The following is a 16,185-nucleotide window of genomic DNA, read 5'->3' as shown; positions in this document are numbered from 1 at the left end:
TGGGGGGCAGGCAGCCGGATCCCGTCCACCTGAGCGCTTCAGACGACCGTCGCACCCGGCACGGGGCCTGCCGCCGTGCGCACCGTGCGGCAGGTGCCCGACGTCCTCAGGGCATGGGCGATCGCCCCCGCCGATTCCGCGTCCCGCGCCAGGAACGCCGTGGTCGGCCCCGACCCCGACACCAGCGAGGCGAGTGCCCCCGCCGCACGCCCCGCCGCCAGCGTGTCCGCCAGCTCGGGGAACAGTGACAGCGCCGCCGGCTGAAGGTCGTTGGAGACGGTGGCGGCGAGCGCGTCGACGTCGCCCTTGGTCAGGGCGTCGAGCAGTTCCCGCGAGGCCACGGGTCCGGGAATCTCCCGCTCCTCCCCCAGCCGGTCGAACTCCCGGAACACCGATGGCGTCGACAGCCCTCCCGCGGCCATCGCGAACACCCAGTGGAAGGTGCCCCCCACCTCCAGCTCCGAAAGCTTCTCGCCCCGCCCCGTGCCCAGCGCCGCCCCTCCCACCAGGCTGAACGGCACATCACTGCCCAGCTCGGCGCAGATGTCGAGGAGCTCCGCGCGTGAGGCACCCGTCCCCCACAGCGCGTCGCACGCGAGCAGTGCGCCCGCTCCGTCCGCGCTGCCGCCCGCCATGCCGCCGGCGACGGGGATGTCCTTGGCGATGTGGATGTGAACGTCCGCGTCACGGCCGTACCGCTCGGCGAGCACCAGGGCGGCGCGGGCGGCGAGGTTCGTACGGTCCAGGGGGACCTGACCGGCGTCCGGGCCCTCGCAGGTGATCCGGAGCCCGTCCGGCGAAGGGATGACGGTGACCTCGTCGTACAGGCCGACCGCGAGGAAGACGTTGGCCAGGTCGTGGTAGCCGTCGGGGCGGGCCGCGCCGACGGCGAGCTGCACGTTGACCTTGGCGGGGACGCGGACGGTGACGCTCACTGCTGGACCGGCTCCTTGTGCTCGGCGTGCTCGGCGATGCGCGCGAACTCCTCGACGGTCAGGGACTCGCCGCGGGCCTGCGGCGAGACACCCGCCGCGACCAGCGCCGCCTCCGCCGCGGCGGCCGAGCCCGCCCACCCGGCGAGCGCGGCGCGCAGGGTCTTGCGGCGCTGGGCGAAGGCCGCGTCGACGACGGCGAAGACCTCGCGCCGTGAGGCACTGGTCTTCAGCGGCTCCGTGCGGCGCACCAGCGAGACCAGACCGCTGTCGACGTTCGGCGCGGGCCAGAAGACGTTCCGTCCGATGGCGCCGGCGCGCTTGACCGACGCGTACCAGTTGGCCTTGACCGAGGGCACTCCGTACACCTTCGAACCGGGCGGTGCGGCGAGCCGGTCGGCGACCTCCGACTGGACCATGACGAGGGTGCGTTCGATGCTCGGGAAGGTCTCGAGCATGTGCAGCAGCACCGGGACGGCCACGTTGTAGGGGAGGTTGGCGACCAGCGCGGTCGGGGCGGGGCCGGGCAGCTCGCCGATGTGCATCGCGTCGGAGTGGACCAGCGTGAACCGGTCGGCGCGCCCGGGCATGCGGGCCTCGACGGTCGCGGGCAGCGCGGCGGCCAGGGCGTCGTCGATCTCGACGGCGACGACCCGGTCGGCGGCCTCCAGCAGCCCCAGGGTGAGCGAGCCGAGCCCCGGTCCGACCTCGACGACCACGTCGTCGGGGCGGACCTCGGCGGTACGGACGATGCGGCGCACCGTGTTGGCGTCGATGACGAAGTTCTGGCCGCGCTGCTTGGTGGGCCGCACGCCGAGGGCGGCCGCCAGTTCACGGATGTCGGCGGGGCCCAGGAGGGCGTCGGGGGTGGGGCTGGTCACGGGACAAGGGTACGGGGCGGCCGGGGCGGCCCAGGTCACCCGACCCCTCGCGGAGTCGAACGCGCGCTCCCCCTGCACCGGTCGGGTGATCACGGCGGAAGGCCGTTCGGGTGTGCGGGGATCGCACGTACGGTCAGAACCCCGTCGGAGGCGGCTGGCCGGAACAGGGGCGAGGGGGTGCGCGGCGGTGGCACGGGAGTCCGGTGCCGGTGGCTCTGGAACGAGTGTGTGGCCCGTGCGAGGAAGGCTTGTGCGGTGGGGGAGGCGTGGTCCGGCCCGGCCGGGTCGCGCGCTTCTCAGTAGCCGAAGGCGCGGGCCGTGTTCGCCCCGAGGGCCGTGGCCAGGGTGTCCTCGTCGATGCCCCGGACGGCCGCCATGGCACGCACCGTGACCGGCACGAGGTAGGGGGCGTTGGGGCGTCCGCGGTAGGGCGCCGGGGTGAGGAACGGCGCGTCGGTCTCCACCAGGACCAGCTCCAGCGGGGCCACGGCGAGCGCGTCCCGCAGGTTCCGCGCGTTTTTGAAGGTGACGTTGCCGGCGAACGACATGTAGTAGCCGGCGCCCGCGCAGATCTCCGCCATCCCGGCGTCCCCGGAGTAGCAGTGGAAGACGGTGCGCTCGGGAGCGCCTTCCTCCTTCAGCACGCGCAGGACGTCGGTGTGGGCGTCACGGTCGTGGATCACCAGGGTCTTGCCGTGCCGTTTGGCGATCTCGATGTGGGCGCGGAAGGACCGCTCCTGCGCCTCCTTGCCCTCCGGTCCGGTGCGGAAGTAGTCCAGTCCCGTCTCGCCGACGCCCTTGACCTGGGGCAGCGCGGCCAGCCGGTCGATCTCGGCGAGCGCGTCGTCGAGTCCCGCGTCCCCGCCCGGCTCGCGGGCACCCTGCCGGGACCAGCCGTCGGGGTCCCCGTGGACGATCCGCGGGGCCTCGTTGGGGTGCAGCGCGACCGTCGCGTGAACGGCGTCGTGCACCGCCGCCGTCCGCGCCGCCCACCGGGACCCCTCGAGGTCGCAGCCGACCTGCACCACCGTCGTGACGCCCACCGACGCCGCCTTGGCGAGGGCCTCCTCGACCGTGCCGGACTGCATGTCGAGGTGGGTGTGCGAGTCCGCGACCGGTACCCGCAAGGGCTCCGGGAGCGGTGGGGCGGCGTTCTTGCCGGAGGTGTTCGCAGGCATGCCCCCGATCCTACGGAAGCGGTGCCGGCGCCCCGGACTCCACGGTGCCCCGACGGGCCCGGCGGCCGGCACCGCCGCTCGCGGTGGGCGGCGCCCCGGCGGAGGCGACTCCTCACCGGATACGAGCGCGGGAGGGGAAACCGAGTACGGGCAGCGATCCGTCCGTGGTCTGCCACAGGTCCCCGAACCCTTCACCGACGTCCGGCTTCACGCCCCCTGGGGCGCGGGGAACCGCACGAGAAGCCCCCACAAAAGTCAGCCCGCCCGGCACCGCATCCCTAACGGCGTTCCCCGGAACCGGAATCCTCCCCGGCGTTCTTGGACGCCACCACCGCGTCGAACACCTGCCGCTTCGGCACCCCCGCCGCCACCGCCACCGCCGCGATCGCCTCCTTGCGCCGCTCCCCCGCCTCCTCCCGCACCCGCACCCTGCGCACCAGCTCGGCGGCGTCGACCTCCTCGGTCCCCTTCTCCGGCGCGCCCTCGACCACGACCGTGATCTCCCCGCGCACGCCCTCGGCCGCCCATGCGGCCAGCTCGGCCAGCGGGCCGCGCCGGACCTCCTCGTACGTCTTGGTCAGCTCCCGGCAGACGGCGGCCCGGCGCCCGGCCCCGAAGACCTCGGCCATCGCGGCGAGGGTGTCGTCGAGACGGTGCGGGGCCTCGAAGTAGACGAGGGTGCGCCGCTCGTCCGCGACGTCCCGCAGCCGCCCCAGCCGCTCCCCTGCCTTGCGGGGCAGGAACCCCTCGAAGCAGAACCGGTCGACGGGCAGCCCGGACAGCGCGAGAGCGGTGAGCACGGCGGACGGTCCGGGCACGGCGGTGACCTTGACGTCCCGCTCGACGGCAGCGGCGACCAGCCGGTATCCGGGGTCGGACACGGACGGCATCCCGGCGTCCGTCACCAGCAGGACACGCGCGCCGCCCACCAGTTCCTCGGCCAGTTCGGGCGTACGAGCGGACTCGTTGCCCTCGAAGTACGACACGACCCGGCCTTTGGGTGTGACGCCGAGGGCCTGGGTCAGCCGCCGCAGCCGCCGCGTGTCCTCGGCGGCGATCACGTCGGCGCCGGCCAGCTCCTCGGCGAGCCGGGGCGGCGCGTCGGAGATGTCGCCGATGGGGGTGCCTGCGAGTACGAGGGTTCCGGTCACGGCCCCATCCTCCCAGTTGTGGACAGAGGCGGGGCATACCGCCCATGCGCGGGACTCACACAGCGCCGTTCCCTACGATGGCGCGGTGACCAGTACCGCGTCCTCCATGGACACCCGGCAGGAGCAGTCGCCGCTCGACCAGCGGCAGACGTGGCAGCAGCGGCTGCGCCGTTTCGGCTACCGGGCATCGGGCCCCGGAGGCGATGTCCGGGACCGGCTGGTCCCGCCGTACACCGAGCCGTCGGGTCGGCTGTGGGAGACGCTCGGGGTGTCACCGCCGCTCGCGCGGCGGATCACGCGCTGGTCGGCGTGGGGCGGCCCACTGCTGGTCACGCTGCTGGCGGGGGTCCTGCGGTTCTGGAACCTGGGCAGCCCGAAGGCGGTGATATTCGACGAGACGTATTACGCCAAGGACGCGTGGGCGCTGATCCACCGCGGGTTCGAGGTCAACTGGGAGAAGAACGCCAACCGTCTGATCCTGAACTCGGGCGGGGACGTCCCCATTCCCACCGACCCGGCGTACGTGGTGCATCCGCCGGTCGGCAAGTACGTCATCGGGCTGGGCGAGCTGATGTTCGGCTTCGACCCGTTCGGCTGGCGGTTCATGACCGCGCTGCTGGGCACGCTCTCCGTGCTGCTGCTGTGCCGGATCGGCCGGCGGCTGTTCCGCTCCACGTTCCTCGGCTGTCTCGCGGGCGCGCTGATGGCGGTGGACGGACTGCACTTCGTGATGAGCCGGACCGCGTTGCTGGACGGCGTGCTGATGTTCTTCGTGCTCGCGGCGTTCGGCTGCCTGGTGGTCGACCGGGACCGGGCCCGGGAGAAGCTGGCCGCCGCACTGCCGGTGGACGCCGACGGACGGGCCCGGCCCGACGCCGGGGCCGCCGAGAACACCCGGATCGGGTTCCGGCCCTGGCGGCTGACGGCCGGCCTGATGCTGGGGCTGGCGATCGGCACCAAGTGGAACGCGCTGTACATCATGGCGGCGTTCTGTGTGCTGGCGGTGCTCTGGGACGTCGGCGCGCGCAGGGTCGCCGGCGCCCGCCGCCCCAGGGTGGCGGTGCTGAAGCGGGATCTGGGCTGGGCGTTCCTGTCCACGGTGCCGGTGGCGCTGGTCACCTACTTCGCGTCCTGGACCGGCTGGATCCTCTCCCCGGCGGACGGCACGGGCGGCTATTACCGCGACTGGGCGGTCAAGGACGGCAGGAACAGCGACTGGTCCTGGCTGTTCCCCGACTGGTGGCGCAGCCTGTGGCACTACGAGAACCAGGTCTACGAGTTCCATGTCGGCCTGTCCTCGCCCCACACCTACGAGTCCAACCCGTGGAGCTGGATCGTCGCCGGCCGCCCGGTGTCGTACTTCTACGAGTCCCCCGCCCCCGGCACGGACGGCTGCCCCGCCGACGCGGGCGAGAAGTGCGCCCAGGAGGTCCTGGCCCTCGGCACGCCCCTGCTGTGGTGGGTGGGCTGTTTCGCCCTGCTGTACGTCCTGTGGCGCTGGTTCTTCCGCCGTGACTGGCGGGCGGGCGCCATCGCCTGCGGCATCGCGGCGGGCTACGCCCCGTGGTTCCTCTACCAGGAACGCACGATCTTCTTCTTCTACGCCATCGTCTTCCTGCCCTTCCTGTGCCTGGCCGTGGCGATGCTCCTGGGCGCCCTCGTCGGCCCACCCCGCTCCGGCGACACCCGCCGCGTGGCGGGCGCGACGGCGGCGGGCGTACTGACACTGCTGATCGCCTGGAACTTCATCTACTTCTGGCCCATCCACACCGGCATCCCCATCCCGATCGACGACTGGCGGGCGCGGATGTGGCTGGATACCTGGGTCTAGCCAGGGGGTGCCGTCCGGATCCTGACGGTCGCGGTCTCCGTTCGGACAACAAACGGAAACTGACGTCCCGGCCGGCACTGCCACCGCATAGAGTGCTCACGCGTCGGGCTTTCTGAACACGTTCAGAAGACGTGGGGGTTCGGCGGGGGGAGGGGATCGCCCGATGGGCAAGGGGGTCAGGACCGCCGTCATAGGCGGTGTGTTCGCTCTGATGGTGGGAGGCGCCGGGTACGGGGCCTACAACGTCGTGTCGGCCGTGAGCGGTGACGGGGGCAGCGGGGCGTCGGGGACGAAGCAGTCCGGGCCGCCGGACGAGGACGAGGTCAGGGAGACGACCGAGGCGTTCTTCGGGGCCTGGGAGCAGGGGCAGGCGGAGCGGGCGGCGTCGCACACCAACAACGCGCAGGAGGCCGGAGAGCTGCTGACGGGGTACGGCGAGGAGGCGCACATCGGCGACGTCGAGATCACGCCCGGCACGGCCGCCGGCACCACCGTCCCGTTCACCGTCAAGGCGACCGTCAGCTTCGACGGGAAGTCGGAGCCGCTGAGCTACGCGAGCGAGCTGACCGTGGTCCGCGGAAAGACCACCGGGCGGGCGCTGGTCGACTGGAAGCCGTCCGTCGTGCACCCGGACATGAAGGACGGCGACACCCTCGTCACCGAGGAGTCCGCGCAGCCGCCCATCGAGGCCGTGGACCGTGACGGCACGGTGCTGACCAAGGAGAAGTACCCCTCTCTCGGCCCGATCCTGGACACCCTGCGCCAGAAGTACGGCGCGAAGGCCGGCGGCACGCCGGGTGTCGAGCTGGTGGTCCGGCACGCCGAAGGGGCCGCGGGCGAGGCCGCCGCGGACAGCTCGCTGCTGACCCTGGCCGAGGGCAGGCCGGGCAAGCTGCGCACCACCCTCAGCGCCGGGGCGCAGGCGGCGGCCGAGAAGGCGGTGAAGGGGTTCGCCGAGTCGTCGGTGGTGGCTGTGAAGCCGAGTACCGGCGAGGTGCTGGCGGTGGCCAACCACCGTGAGGACGGGTTCAACGCGGCCTTCCAGGGCCAGGCCGCCCCCGGCTCCACGATGAAGATCGTCACCGCCGCGATGCTCATCGACAACGGCGTGACCTCGATGAACGGCCCGGCGCCCTGTCCGCCCAGCGCCGTGTGGCAGAGCCAGACCTTCAAGAACCTCACCGGCATGGAGCCGAACGAGGGCGCCACCCTCGCCAACAGCTTCCTGCGCTCCTGCAACACGGCCTTCGTCAAGCTCGTCGACGAGCAGCCACTCACCACGGAGTCCCTCACCCGCGAGGCGCAGGAGCGGTTCGGGCTGGGCCGGGACGACTGGAAGACGGGCATCGCCTCCTTCGACGGCAGCGTGCCCGCGGTCGGCGGCCCGGACCAGGCGGCGAACGCCATCGGCCAGGGCCAGGTGCAGATGAACCCGCTGAACATGGCGTCGGTGACGGCCACCGCCATCACCGGCAGCTTCCGCCAGCCGTATCTCGTCTCCCCGGACCTCGACGGCCGGCAGCTGGCGCGGGCCAAGGGCCTGCCGGCGGGCACCGCCGCCCAGGTGAAGCAGATGATGCGGCTGACCGCCACCCAGGGCACCGCCCAGAAGGCCATGTCCGGCCTCGGCGGCGACATCGGCGCGAAGACCGGGTCGGCCGAGGTCGACGGCAACGCCACGGCGGACAGTTGGTTCACCGGCTTCCGGAACGACGTCGCGGCGGCGGCCATGGCCCAGCAGGGCGGCCACGGCGGCGACGCGGCCGGCCCGATTGTCGCAGCCGTGCTACGAGCAGCCGGCTGATCGCGTCACGGGGTTGACGGGACTTTAGGGTGGTGCCGTCGTCGGCGCGCGGGGAAGCGCCATGAGGGGCCATGAGCGCCACGCGGGTCACGGGGAGCCCGGCGGGCAGCGGAGGAACGGGAACCAGTGGGGAACAGAGTGCGCGCCGGTGAGCGGCGGAAGACGCGGCCCGCCGTGGTCGGCGGAGTGATCGCCGTGGTCGTCGCCGGTGGCGGTTTCGGCGCCTACGCGCTGCTCGGGGGCGGTGCCGCCGCCGATGACGGCCCCCGCACGACCGCCGCGCGGGACGTCAGGACCGGGCCGCTGTCCGCCACCGAGGTCACCGCCGCGGCCGAACGCTTCCTCACCGCCTGGGGGGCGGGCAAGGTGTCCGAGGCGGCCGCCGCCACGGACGACCCGGAGGCCGCCACCGCCCTGCTCACCGCCCACGCCAAGGACGCCCGGATCAAGAACGTCACCCTCACCCCGGGCACCGCCACCGGCGGACAGGTCCCCTTCTCCCTGAAGGGCACGGTGTCGTACAAGAACACCGTCGAGCCGCTGACCTACGACAGCGCGCTGACCGTCGTACGCCGGTCAGGGGACGGTGAGCCGCTGGTCGACTGGCGGCCCGAGGTCGTGCATCCCGACCTCAGGGACGGCGACCGGCTCGTCACCGGCGAGGCGGGCACCCCGCCGGTCAAGGCGCTGGACCGGGACGGCGGTGAGCTGACCGCCGAGAAGTACCCGTCCCTCGGGTCGGTGCTGGACGGGCTGCGGGAGAAGTACGGCGAGAAGGCGGGCGGCGAGGCCGGTGTCGAGCTGCGGATCGTGCGCGGCAAGGCCTCGGAGAAGGCGAAGCTGTCCGACAGGACGCTGCTGGAGCTGAGCGAGGGCACGCCGGGCACGGTGCCGACAACCCTGGACCCGTCCCTGCAGGCCGCCGCCGAGGCGCAGGTGGCGCAGAAGAAGCGGGCGTCGGTGGTGGTGCTGCGTCCGTCGACCGGCGAGATACTCGCGGTGGCCAACTCCTCGCGCGGCTTCAACACCGCGTTCCAGGGTTCGCTGGCCCCGGGCTCCACGATGAAGGTGATCACCGCCTCGATGCTGATCGAGAAGGGCCTCGCCTCGATGGACGACAAGCATCCGTGCCCGAAGTACTTCAGCTACGGCGGCTGGAAGTTCCAGAACCTGGACAAGTTCGAGATCAAGGGCGGCACGTTCCGGGCGAGCTTCGCCCGCTCCTGCAACACGGCCTTCATCAGTCAGGCACCCGAGCTGAAGGACGCCGACCTGACCCGGCACGCCCAGCAGGTGTTCGGGCTGGGGATGAACGACTGGCAGGTGGGTGTGCCGACCTTCGACGGCTCGGTGCCGGTGCAGTCGGACGCCCCGATGGGCGCCTCCCTGATAGGCCAGGGCGGGGTGCGGATGAACCCGCTGAACATGGCGTCGGTGTCGGCGACGGTCAAGGCGGGCGTGTTCCACCAGCCCTACCTGGTCTCGCCGGAGGTCGACGGGCGCGAGCTGGCGACGGCCTCGCGGACCCTGTCGCCCGGCACGCTGGCGCAGCTGCGGGAGCTGATGTCGTACACGGCCACGTCCGGCACGGCGGCGGAGGCGATGGCCTCGGTGAGCGGTGACCGGGGCGCGAAGACCGGGTCGGCCGAGGTCGACGGCCAGAAGAAGCCCAACGGCTGGTTCACGGCGTACCGCGGGGACCTGGCGGCCGCCGGTGTGGTGCAGCAGGGCGGCCACGGCGGTTCGACGGCCGGTCCGATGGTGGCGGCGCTGCTGCGGCACGGCGGCTGAGCGGCGGCCTGGCGGCGGCTGAGCGGCGGCCTGGCGGCGGCTGAGCGACAGGCGAAGAAGGGGCCGGTGCGGAACCGGTTGCGGTCAGTGCGGAACCGGTTGCGCGGCGGCGACGTACGTACGACGCAGGAACCGGGTCAGGGTCTTGGTCTCGAACTCCACCACCGAGACACCCTGGCGGGTGTGGAACTCCACCACGGCCTGTACCCGGCCGCACGGCCACACCCGTATCCCGCCGTCGGCCACGGGGGCGCGCAGGCCCCGCTCCAGCAGTTCCCGCTCCACGGCCCACTCGCGGGGCACGGCGCCGGGCAGCGCGAGCCGTACGCACCGGGGATCGTTCTCGGGGTCGTACCGCAGCACCACGGTGACGGCCCCGCTGTTCTCCGGCTGGGGGTCCGCATCCGTGACGATGTGGACTCGCGCGTACTGCTCGACTACGGACATCGGTGGGCCCCTTACGCTGCGTGATCCGGCAGAAAGGCGTGTACCTCGTATACCCACCCCCCGTCCCATCGTGCACCCCTTCCGGAATCCGCGCTTCCGAGTGGCGAACGTCACAGATGAGTCGCGCGAGCGGCACGGGCGAGCGGTGCGGGAAGTAATACAAGTCACTCGCTCTTGCGAACCATTTGCAACTGGCCCCATCATCGAGTCCGTGCACGCACCTGACGGATTCATCAACGCCCCCGTGTCCGCCGCGGCCGGAGCAGTCGCCGCCGGCGCGATCGCCGTGAGCCTGCGCGGCGCGCGCCGGGAACTCGACGAGCGCACCGCGCCGCTGGCCGGGCTGGTGGCGGCGTTCATCTTCGCCGTACAGATGCTGAACTTCCCCGTCGGGGCGGGCACCAGCGGCCATCTGCTCGGCGGCGCCCTCGCCGCGATACTCGTCGGCCCCTGCACCGGGGTCCTGTGTGTCTCCGTCGTCCTGCTGATGCAGGCCGTCCTCTTCGCCGACGGAGGACTGACCGCACTCGGCGTGAACATCACCACCATGGCGATCACCACGGCGATCGTCGCCTACCCGCTCTTCCGCGGGCTGGTGAAGGTACTTCCGCGCACCCGCCGCTCGGTGACCGCCGCGTCCTTCGTCGCCGCCCTGGTCTCCGTCCCCGCCTCCGCGGTCGTCTTCACGCTGCTGTACGCGGTCGGCGGCACCACCGACGTCTCGATCGGCAAGGTCGCCACCGCCATGGTGGGCGTGCACCTCGTCATCGGCCTGGGCGAGGCCGTGATCACCGCCCTGACCGTCGGAGCGGTCGTCGCGGTGCGCCCGGACCTGGTGCACGGGGCGCGCGGGCTGCGGCAGAGGCTCAGGCTGCGGGTGAACGGCGAACTGGTCGACGCCCCCGACACCACCCAGCCGGTACCGGTCGCCGCTCGCTCCCGGAAGAGGGTCTGGATCACCGGACTGGTCACCTCGCTGGTCCTCGCCGGTTTCGTCAGCTTCTACGCCTCCGCGAGCCCCGACGGCCTGGAGAAGGTCGCCGGGGACCACGGCATCGACGAGAAGGCCCGGGAACACGCGAACGCCGACTCCCCGCTGGCCGACTACGGCGTCCAGGACGTCGACGACGCACGACTGTCCGGTGGCCTGGCGGGCGTGATCGGCGTCGGCGTGACGGTCGTCGCGGGCACCGGCGTGTTCTGGGCGGTCCGCAGACGGCGTACGGGCGAGGAGGCCGACGCCACATCGCCCAGCGGCACGAGCACGGGCACGAGCGTCTGACGTGGGAGCGGGTCACGCACACAAGCTCTACCGGCACGGGCACTCCCCCGTGCACGCCCTGCCGCCGCACACCAAGCTCGCCGCGGTCTTCGCCTTCGTGGTCGTGGTCGTGTCGACCCCGCGCGAGGCGATATGGGCGTTCGCGGTGTACGCGGGTCTGCTCGCCCTCGTCGCGTACGCCGCCCGCGTCCCGGCCGCCTTCCTCCTCAAGCGGCTGCTGATCGAGGTCCCGTTCGTCGCCTTCGCCGTCCTCCTGCCGTTCGTGGCGGAGGGCGGGCGGACCGACGTCCTCGGGCTGTCACTGAGCGTGAACGGTCTGTGGGGCGCCTGGAACGTGCTGGCCAAGGGCACCCTGGGCGTCGCCGCCTCGGTCCTGCTCGCCTCCACCACCGAGCTGCGCGAGCTGCTCCTCGGCCTCCAGCGGCTGAGACTGCCTCCGCTGCTGGTGCAGATCGCCTCCTTCATGATCCGCTACGGCGATGTCATCACCGACGAGATGCGGCGCATGCGGATCGCCCGCGAGTCCCGCGGCTTCGAGGCGCGCGGGGTGAGGCAGTGGGGCGTCCTCGCCAAGTCGGCGGGCGCGCTGTTCATCCGCTCCTACGAACGTGGCGAGCGGGTGCACCTGGCCATGGTGAGCCGCGGCTACGCCGGTTCGATGCCGGTGATCGACGAGGTGACCGCGTCCCGGGCGCAGTGGTCGTACGCTTCACTGCTCCCGGGTACGGCTCTCGTCGTGTGCTTGCTGGGATGGACCCTTTGAATCCTCCCCCTCCGGCCGCCGTGGGAATTCCCGGCTCACGCCGCTCGACCGCCCAGCGGGCGGCCGAGACCGACACGACCGACGCCGGCCGGGTGGAAGCAGGCCCGTTGACAGCAGTGACACCGGGATGGTGCACGCTTGGCTCTCGCACGCACCCGCCGTTGATGACGATGCCCGTCCGCAAGCTGGGAAGCAGGCGTTTTCGATGACACCGTCCCTGGAGGTCTCCGGCCTCGCGTTCGCCTACCCCGACGGCCACCAGGCCCTGTTCGGCGTGGACCTCTCGATCGCGCGCGGCGAGCGGGTCGCGTTGCTCGGCCCGAACGGCGCCGGCAAGACCACCCTCGTCCTCCACCTCAACGGCATCCTGACCGGCGGCGCCGGCACGGTGACGGTGGCCGGGCTCGAGGTCGGCAAGCGGCACATGGCGGAGATCCGGCACCGGGTCGGCATCGTCTTCCAGGACCCCGACGACCAGTTGTTCATGCCGACGGTGCGCGAGGACGTCGCGTTCGGTCCGGCGGCGGCCGGGCTCAAGGGGCCCGAGCTGGAGGAGCGGGTGGAGCGGGCGCTGGGTCTGGTCGGTATGGCGGAGTTCAAGGACCGCCCGCCGCACCACCTCTCCTTCGGCCAGCGGCGCCGGGTGGCCGTGGCGACCGTACTGGCGATGGAGCCGGAGATCCTGGTCCTGGACGAGCCGTCCTCCAACCTCGACCCCGCCTCCCGCCGCGAACTCGCCGACATCCTCCGCTCGTTGGACGTCACCGTCCTGATGGTCACGCACGATCTGCCGTACGCGCTCGAACTGTGCCCGCGTTCGCTGATCCTCAGCGACGGGGTGATCGCGGCGGACGGCACCACGGCGGACCTGCTCTCCGACGACGCGCTGATGCGCGCCCACCGTCTGGAGCTGCCGTACGGCTTCGATCCGCGCACGGTACCGGCCGCGCCCGGCCGTTCATAACGATCGTGCCCGTCCCTCCACCCAGGAATCGCAGGCGGGCAGGCACTGTTGGACCCGGTGCCGAAGGTGAGCGGCGCAGGCGAGCGGAAGGACCGACAGGAACGTGGACGTCGACGTGCACGGCACGGTGGCCGAGGGCTTCGAGCCGGTCCGGGAGGCGTTCGCGCGGAACTTCGACCGGCTCGGGGACCGGGGCGCGGCCGTCGCCGTGTACCGGGACGGGCGCAGGGTCGTCGACCTGTGGGCCGGGGTGAAGGACGTCGACGGCACCGAGCCGTGGCGGCGGGACACCGCCCAGGTTGTGCGCTCGGCGACCAAAGGGGTCGCCGCCGCCGTACTCCTGCTGCTGCACCAGCGCGGCGAGCTGGACCTGGACGCACCGGTCGGCACCTACTGGCCGGAGTTCAAGGCGCGCGGCAGGCAACGGCTGCTGGTCCGTCACCTACTGAACCACCGCGCCGGGCTGCCGGTCCTCGACCACCCGCTCACCTTCGGCGAGGCGGCCGACCCGTGGCGGGCCGCCGAGGCGGTCGCCGCCCAGCCCCCCGTGTGGGAGCCGGGCACGGACCACGGCTACCACGCGCTGACCTACGGCTGGCTGCTCGACGGACTGGTGCGCCGCCTCACCGGGCGGGGTTCGGGCGAGTGGATCGCGTCGGAGATCGCCGGCCCGCTGGGCCTGGACCTCTGGGTCGGACTGCCGGACGCCGAGGCCCACCGCGTCGGTACGGTCGGCCGGATCGAGGGGCCCGAGCCGTCCGGCGCGCTCCGCGCCCGCCCCAAGCGCTCGGTCAGCGACGCCTACGCCGACCGGTCCTCCCTCACCCGCCGCGCCTTCGCGGCGATCACTCCCTTCCCGGACCAGAACGACCCGGCGTTCCACGCGGCGGCCCTGCCGGCCGCGAACGGAGTCGCGACGGCGGACGGCCTGGCCCGCTTCTACGCCTCACTCATCGGCCCGGTCGACGGCATCCGCCTCCTCGCCCCGGCCACCGTCGAGCACGCCCGCGCCGAGGAGTCGGCGGGCCCCGACCGTGTCCTGGTCGTCGGCACCCGCTTCGGCCTCGGCTACATGCTGCACGGCAGTGCCTCCCCCTTCCTGGCCCCGGGGTCCTTCGGCCATCCCGGCCGCGGCGGCTCCCTCGGCTTCGCCGACCCGGAGTCGGGCATCGCCTTCGGCTATGTCACCAACGGCTTCCGCAGGACGGTGACGGCGGACCCCAGGGCCCAGGCCCTGATACGGGCGGTACGGCGGTCGCTGACCGCCTGATCAGACGTGGATCGGGTGAGACGTCCGCCCCGACGCGTCGTCGATCTCGCCGTGCGCCTTGGTCAGCATCTGCATGGCGAGTTCGTTCAGTGCCCGTGCGCCGGCGATCTCCTCCCCGACCCTGGGCTGATGGGAGTCGGTGTGGTGCCGGCTCGCGTGCCCGTTGGCCCGTACCTCGGTCCCGTCGGGCAGCCGCACCAGCGCGACCGCGCGCGTGTGCCGGTCGTCCTCCGCGAACTCCAGCTCCACATGCCATCCCACTGCGGTGTGCATCATGACGATCACCTCCGGATTACCTGATTCCAGGGTGCTCCTCGTGCCGCTCCCGTGCACCCGCCCACGCCCCGGAAAGGGGCACCTACCCCGCGCGCAGCACCAGCCCGATCCCGACGACCAGCAGCCCGGCCGCGGCGATGCGCGGCGCACCGAACCGCTCCTTGAAGAACAGGGCCCCGATCGCGGCGCCCACGATGATCGACGACTCCCGCAGGGCCGCTACGGGTGCGAGTGCCGCGCGGGTCTGGGCCCACAGGACGAGGGCGTAGGCGGAGACGGACAGTGCGGCGCCGAGGAGTCCGAGTCCGGCGTGCGGCCGCAGCCGGGCGGCCGTCTCCCGTCGCCAGCGCCAGAGGGCGTACGCCGGGATCACCGTGCCCTGCACCGCCATCAGCCAGGCGATGTAGCCGAACGACGATCCGGAGGCGCGTACGCCGAGCCCGTCGACGACCGTGTACACGGCGATGGTCAGCCCGGTCGCGAGGGCCGCTCCGATGGCCGCCCAGTCGGGCCGGTGCCCTCGCAGCCCCCACAGGGCCACCCCGGTCAGTCCCGCGCAGGACAGGGCGATTCCTGCGCTGGCCCAGCCGTCCGGCACCTCGTGCGCGAACACGGCGGCCAGCACCGTGACGACCAGGGGCGCGGTACCCCTGGCGAGGGGATACGCCTGGCCGAAGTCGCCGAGCCGGAAGGACTTCATCAGCAGCGCGTAGTACGCGATGTGGATCGCGGCCGAGCAGAGAAGGTACGCCCATGCCCCGGCCGCCGGGAACGGCACGAAGGGTACCGTCGCCAGCCCGATCAGCAGCCCGCCGCCGGAGATCAGCGTGAACCCGACGAGCTTGTCGGTGATCCTGTGCGCGATGGCGTTCCAGCTCGCATGGGTGACCGCGGCGAGCAGGACGGCCACGGCCACCAGCGGGGTCACGGAGTGCGCCCGCGCCAGCCACCCAGGGGTGACCGTGGACACCACTGACAGCGAGCCTTTGTGTACACTTGCGACACCGCGTACTGTTGGTGCATGACGCAGATGCCCATAGAGTCCATCCGTGACGTGCGCGCCCACCTGGCCGAGGTGGTCGAGCGAGCCGATCGCGAGGGCACGCCCACGGTCATTACCCGACGTGGCAAGCAGGTGGCCGCGATCGTGTCGATCGAGGTCCTTCGCAAGTACCAGGACTGGGAAGAGCGCGAGATCAACCGGATCATCGACGAGCGCATGGCGAACCGGGTGGCAGGCATCCCGATCGAGGACGTCATGAGGGAAACGCTGGAGCGCGGTGAGTAACGCATACCGCGCTGTCTTCCGGCCGGAGGCTCAGGCGGAGCTTCGCAAGATACCCCGGGACTTGGCACTCCGGATTCTGGTCAAGCTGACGGAACTGGAAACCGACCCCCTCGGCTTCCACACCACAGCACTCGTCTCCCAGCCCGACCGGCGCCGACTCCGTGTGGGCGATTACCCCGTCATCTACACGATCGACAACGGGGAGTTGACGGTCTGGGTCGTTCACGTCGGTCACCGCTCCACGGTATACGGCACCTGACGCCGGGTCCCGGGACTCCCCGCAGCTCCGGCCGTACGAGGGAAGCCGGTGAGGGCGCCCCGTCCCCA

Annotated in this window: 16 protein-coding genes; 9 read left to right on the top strand and 7 right to left on the bottom strand. The window is 72.2% G+C overall.

What is annotated here, in order from left to right; genetic code table 11:
• Positions 1 to 38: 38 nt before the first annotated feature.
• From ACZ5C2_RS02115 to rsmI, 4 genes are all read right to left on the bottom strand, one after another.
• The gene (locus ACZ5C2_RS02115; protein ID WP_468785523.1) at positions 39 to 935 is read right to left on the bottom strand and encodes a 4-(cytidine 5'-diphospho)-2-C-methyl-D-erythritol kinase; all 897 of its coding nucleotides are present in this window, start codon (positions 933 to 935) and stop codon (positions 39 to 41) included.
• Complete coding sequence (gene rsmA / locus ACZ5C2_RS02110; protein ID WP_468785521.1) at positions 932 to 1,813, bottom strand: 16S rRNA (adenine(1518)-N(6)/adenine(1519)-N(6))-dimethyltransferase RsmA; 882 nt, start codon at positions 1,811 to 1,813, stop codon at positions 932 to 934. The genes ACZ5C2_RS02115 and rsmA overlap by 4 nt, the downstream gene beginning before the upstream one ends.
• A 296-nt stretch (positions 1,814 to 2,109) precedes the next feature.
• A complete protein-coding gene (locus ACZ5C2_RS02105) occupies positions 2,110 to 2,991 on the bottom strand; it encodes a TatD family hydrolase (protein WP_468785519.1) in 882 nt (293 codons plus the stop codon).
• 278 nt (positions 2,992 to 3,269) lie between these two features.
• Entirely contained in the window at positions 3,270 to 4,142 is an 873-nt protein-coding gene (gene rsmI / locus ACZ5C2_RS02100; protein ID WP_468785517.1) for a 16S rRNA (cytidine(1402)-2'-O)-methyltransferase, read from the bottom strand.
• Between the two features lie 85 nt (positions 4,143 to 4,227).
• On the opposite strand from rsmI, the gene ACZ5C2_RS02095 reads away from it, so the two are divergent.
• The 3 genes from ACZ5C2_RS02095 (at position 4,228) to ACZ5C2_RS02085 (ending at position 9,568) form a co-directional block, all read left to right on the top strand.
• On the top strand, positions 4,228 to 5,973 hold the full coding sequence (locus ACZ5C2_RS02095; RefSeq protein WP_468785515.1) for a dolichyl-phosphate-mannose--protein mannosyltransferase: 1,746 nt from the start codon (positions 4,228 to 4,230) through the stop codon (positions 5,971 to 5,973).
• 163 nt (positions 5,974 to 6,136) lie between these two features.
• Positions 6,137 to 7,777 carry a penicillin-binding transpeptidase domain-containing protein gene (locus ACZ5C2_RS02090; protein ID WP_468785513.1) on the top strand — a complete coding sequence of 547 codons (1,641 nt, stop codon included), beginning with the start codon at positions 6,137 to 6,139 and terminating at the stop codon, positions 7,775 to 7,777.
• A 126-nt stretch (positions 7,778 to 7,903) separates the two neighbouring features.
• Complete coding sequence (locus tag ACZ5C2_RS02085; protein WP_468785511.1) at positions 7,904 to 9,568, top strand: penicillin-binding transpeptidase domain-containing protein; 1,665 nt, start codon at positions 7,904 to 7,906, stop codon at positions 9,566 to 9,568.
• A gap of 84 nt (positions 9,569 to 9,652) precedes the next feature.
• Here ACZ5C2_RS02085 and ACZ5C2_RS02080 read toward each other — a convergent pair whose 3' ends face one another.
• Positions 9,653 to 10,015 carry an SsgA family sporulation/cell division regulator gene (locus tag ACZ5C2_RS02080; RefSeq protein ID WP_468785509.1) on the bottom strand — a complete coding sequence of 121 codons (363 nt, stop codon included), beginning with the start codon at positions 10,013 to 10,015 and terminating at the stop codon, positions 9,653 to 9,655.
• A 211-nt stretch (positions 10,016 to 10,226) separates the two neighbouring features.
• Between ACZ5C2_RS02080 and ACZ5C2_RS02075 the strand changes: the two genes are divergently transcribed.
• From ACZ5C2_RS02075 to ACZ5C2_RS02060, 4 genes are all read left to right on the top strand, one after another.
• Entirely contained in the window at positions 10,227 to 11,297 is a 1,071-nt protein-coding gene (locus ACZ5C2_RS02075) for an energy-coupling factor ABC transporter permease (protein ID WP_468785507.1), read from the top strand.
• Position 11,298: 1 nt separating this feature from the next.
• Positions 11,299 to 12,060 (top strand): cobalt ECF transporter T component CbiQ, encoded by a 762-nt coding sequence (cbiQ, locus tag ACZ5C2_RS02070; RefSeq protein WP_468785505.1) that lies wholly within the window; start codon positions 11,299 to 11,301, stop codon positions 12,058 to 12,060.
• A 205-nt stretch (positions 12,061 to 12,265) separates the two neighbouring features.
• A complete protein-coding gene (locus tag ACZ5C2_RS02065; protein WP_468785503.1) occupies positions 12,266 to 13,024 on the top strand; it encodes an energy-coupling factor ABC transporter ATP-binding protein in 759 nt (252 codons plus the stop codon).
• A 103-nt stretch (positions 13,025 to 13,127) separates the two neighbouring features.
• Complete coding sequence (locus ACZ5C2_RS02060; protein WP_468785501.1) at positions 13,128 to 14,294, top strand: serine hydrolase domain-containing protein; 1,167 nt, start codon at positions 13,128 to 13,130, stop codon at positions 14,292 to 14,294.
• Here ACZ5C2_RS02060 and ACZ5C2_RS02055 read toward each other — a convergent pair whose 3' ends face one another.
• The gene (locus ACZ5C2_RS02055; protein ID WP_468785499.1) at positions 14,295 to 14,570 is read right to left on the bottom strand and encodes a DUF1876 domain-containing protein; all 276 of its coding nucleotides are present in this window, start codon (positions 14,568 to 14,570) and stop codon (positions 14,295 to 14,297) included.
• 82 nt (positions 14,571 to 14,652) lie between these two features.
• Positions 14,653 to 15,498, bottom strand: coding sequence for an EamA family transporter (locus ACZ5C2_RS02050; protein WP_468785776.1), 846 nt, complete (start codon positions 15,496 to 15,498; stop codon positions 14,653 to 14,655).
• Positions 15,499 to 15,591: 93 nt separating this feature from the next.
• Between ACZ5C2_RS02050 and ACZ5C2_RS02045 the strand changes: the two genes are divergently transcribed.
• A complete protein-coding gene (locus ACZ5C2_RS02045) occupies positions 15,592 to 15,858 on the top strand; it encodes a type II toxin-antitoxin system Phd/YefM family antitoxin (RefSeq protein ID WP_468785497.1) in 267 nt (88 codons plus the stop codon).
• Positions 15,851 to 16,117 (top strand): type II toxin-antitoxin system RelE family toxin, encoded by a 267-nt coding sequence (locus tag ACZ5C2_RS02040; protein ID WP_468785495.1) that lies wholly within the window; start codon positions 15,851 to 15,853, stop codon positions 16,115 to 16,117. The genes ACZ5C2_RS02045 and ACZ5C2_RS02040 overlap by 8 nt, the downstream gene beginning before the upstream one ends.
• Positions 16,118 to 16,185 lie beyond the last annotated feature (68 nt).

The organism is Streptomyces sp. NPDC031365 (assembly GCF_055569765.1).
The sequence above is the reverse complement of the archived record's forward strand: the minus strand, read 5'-3'. Positions and strand labels throughout refer to the sequence as shown.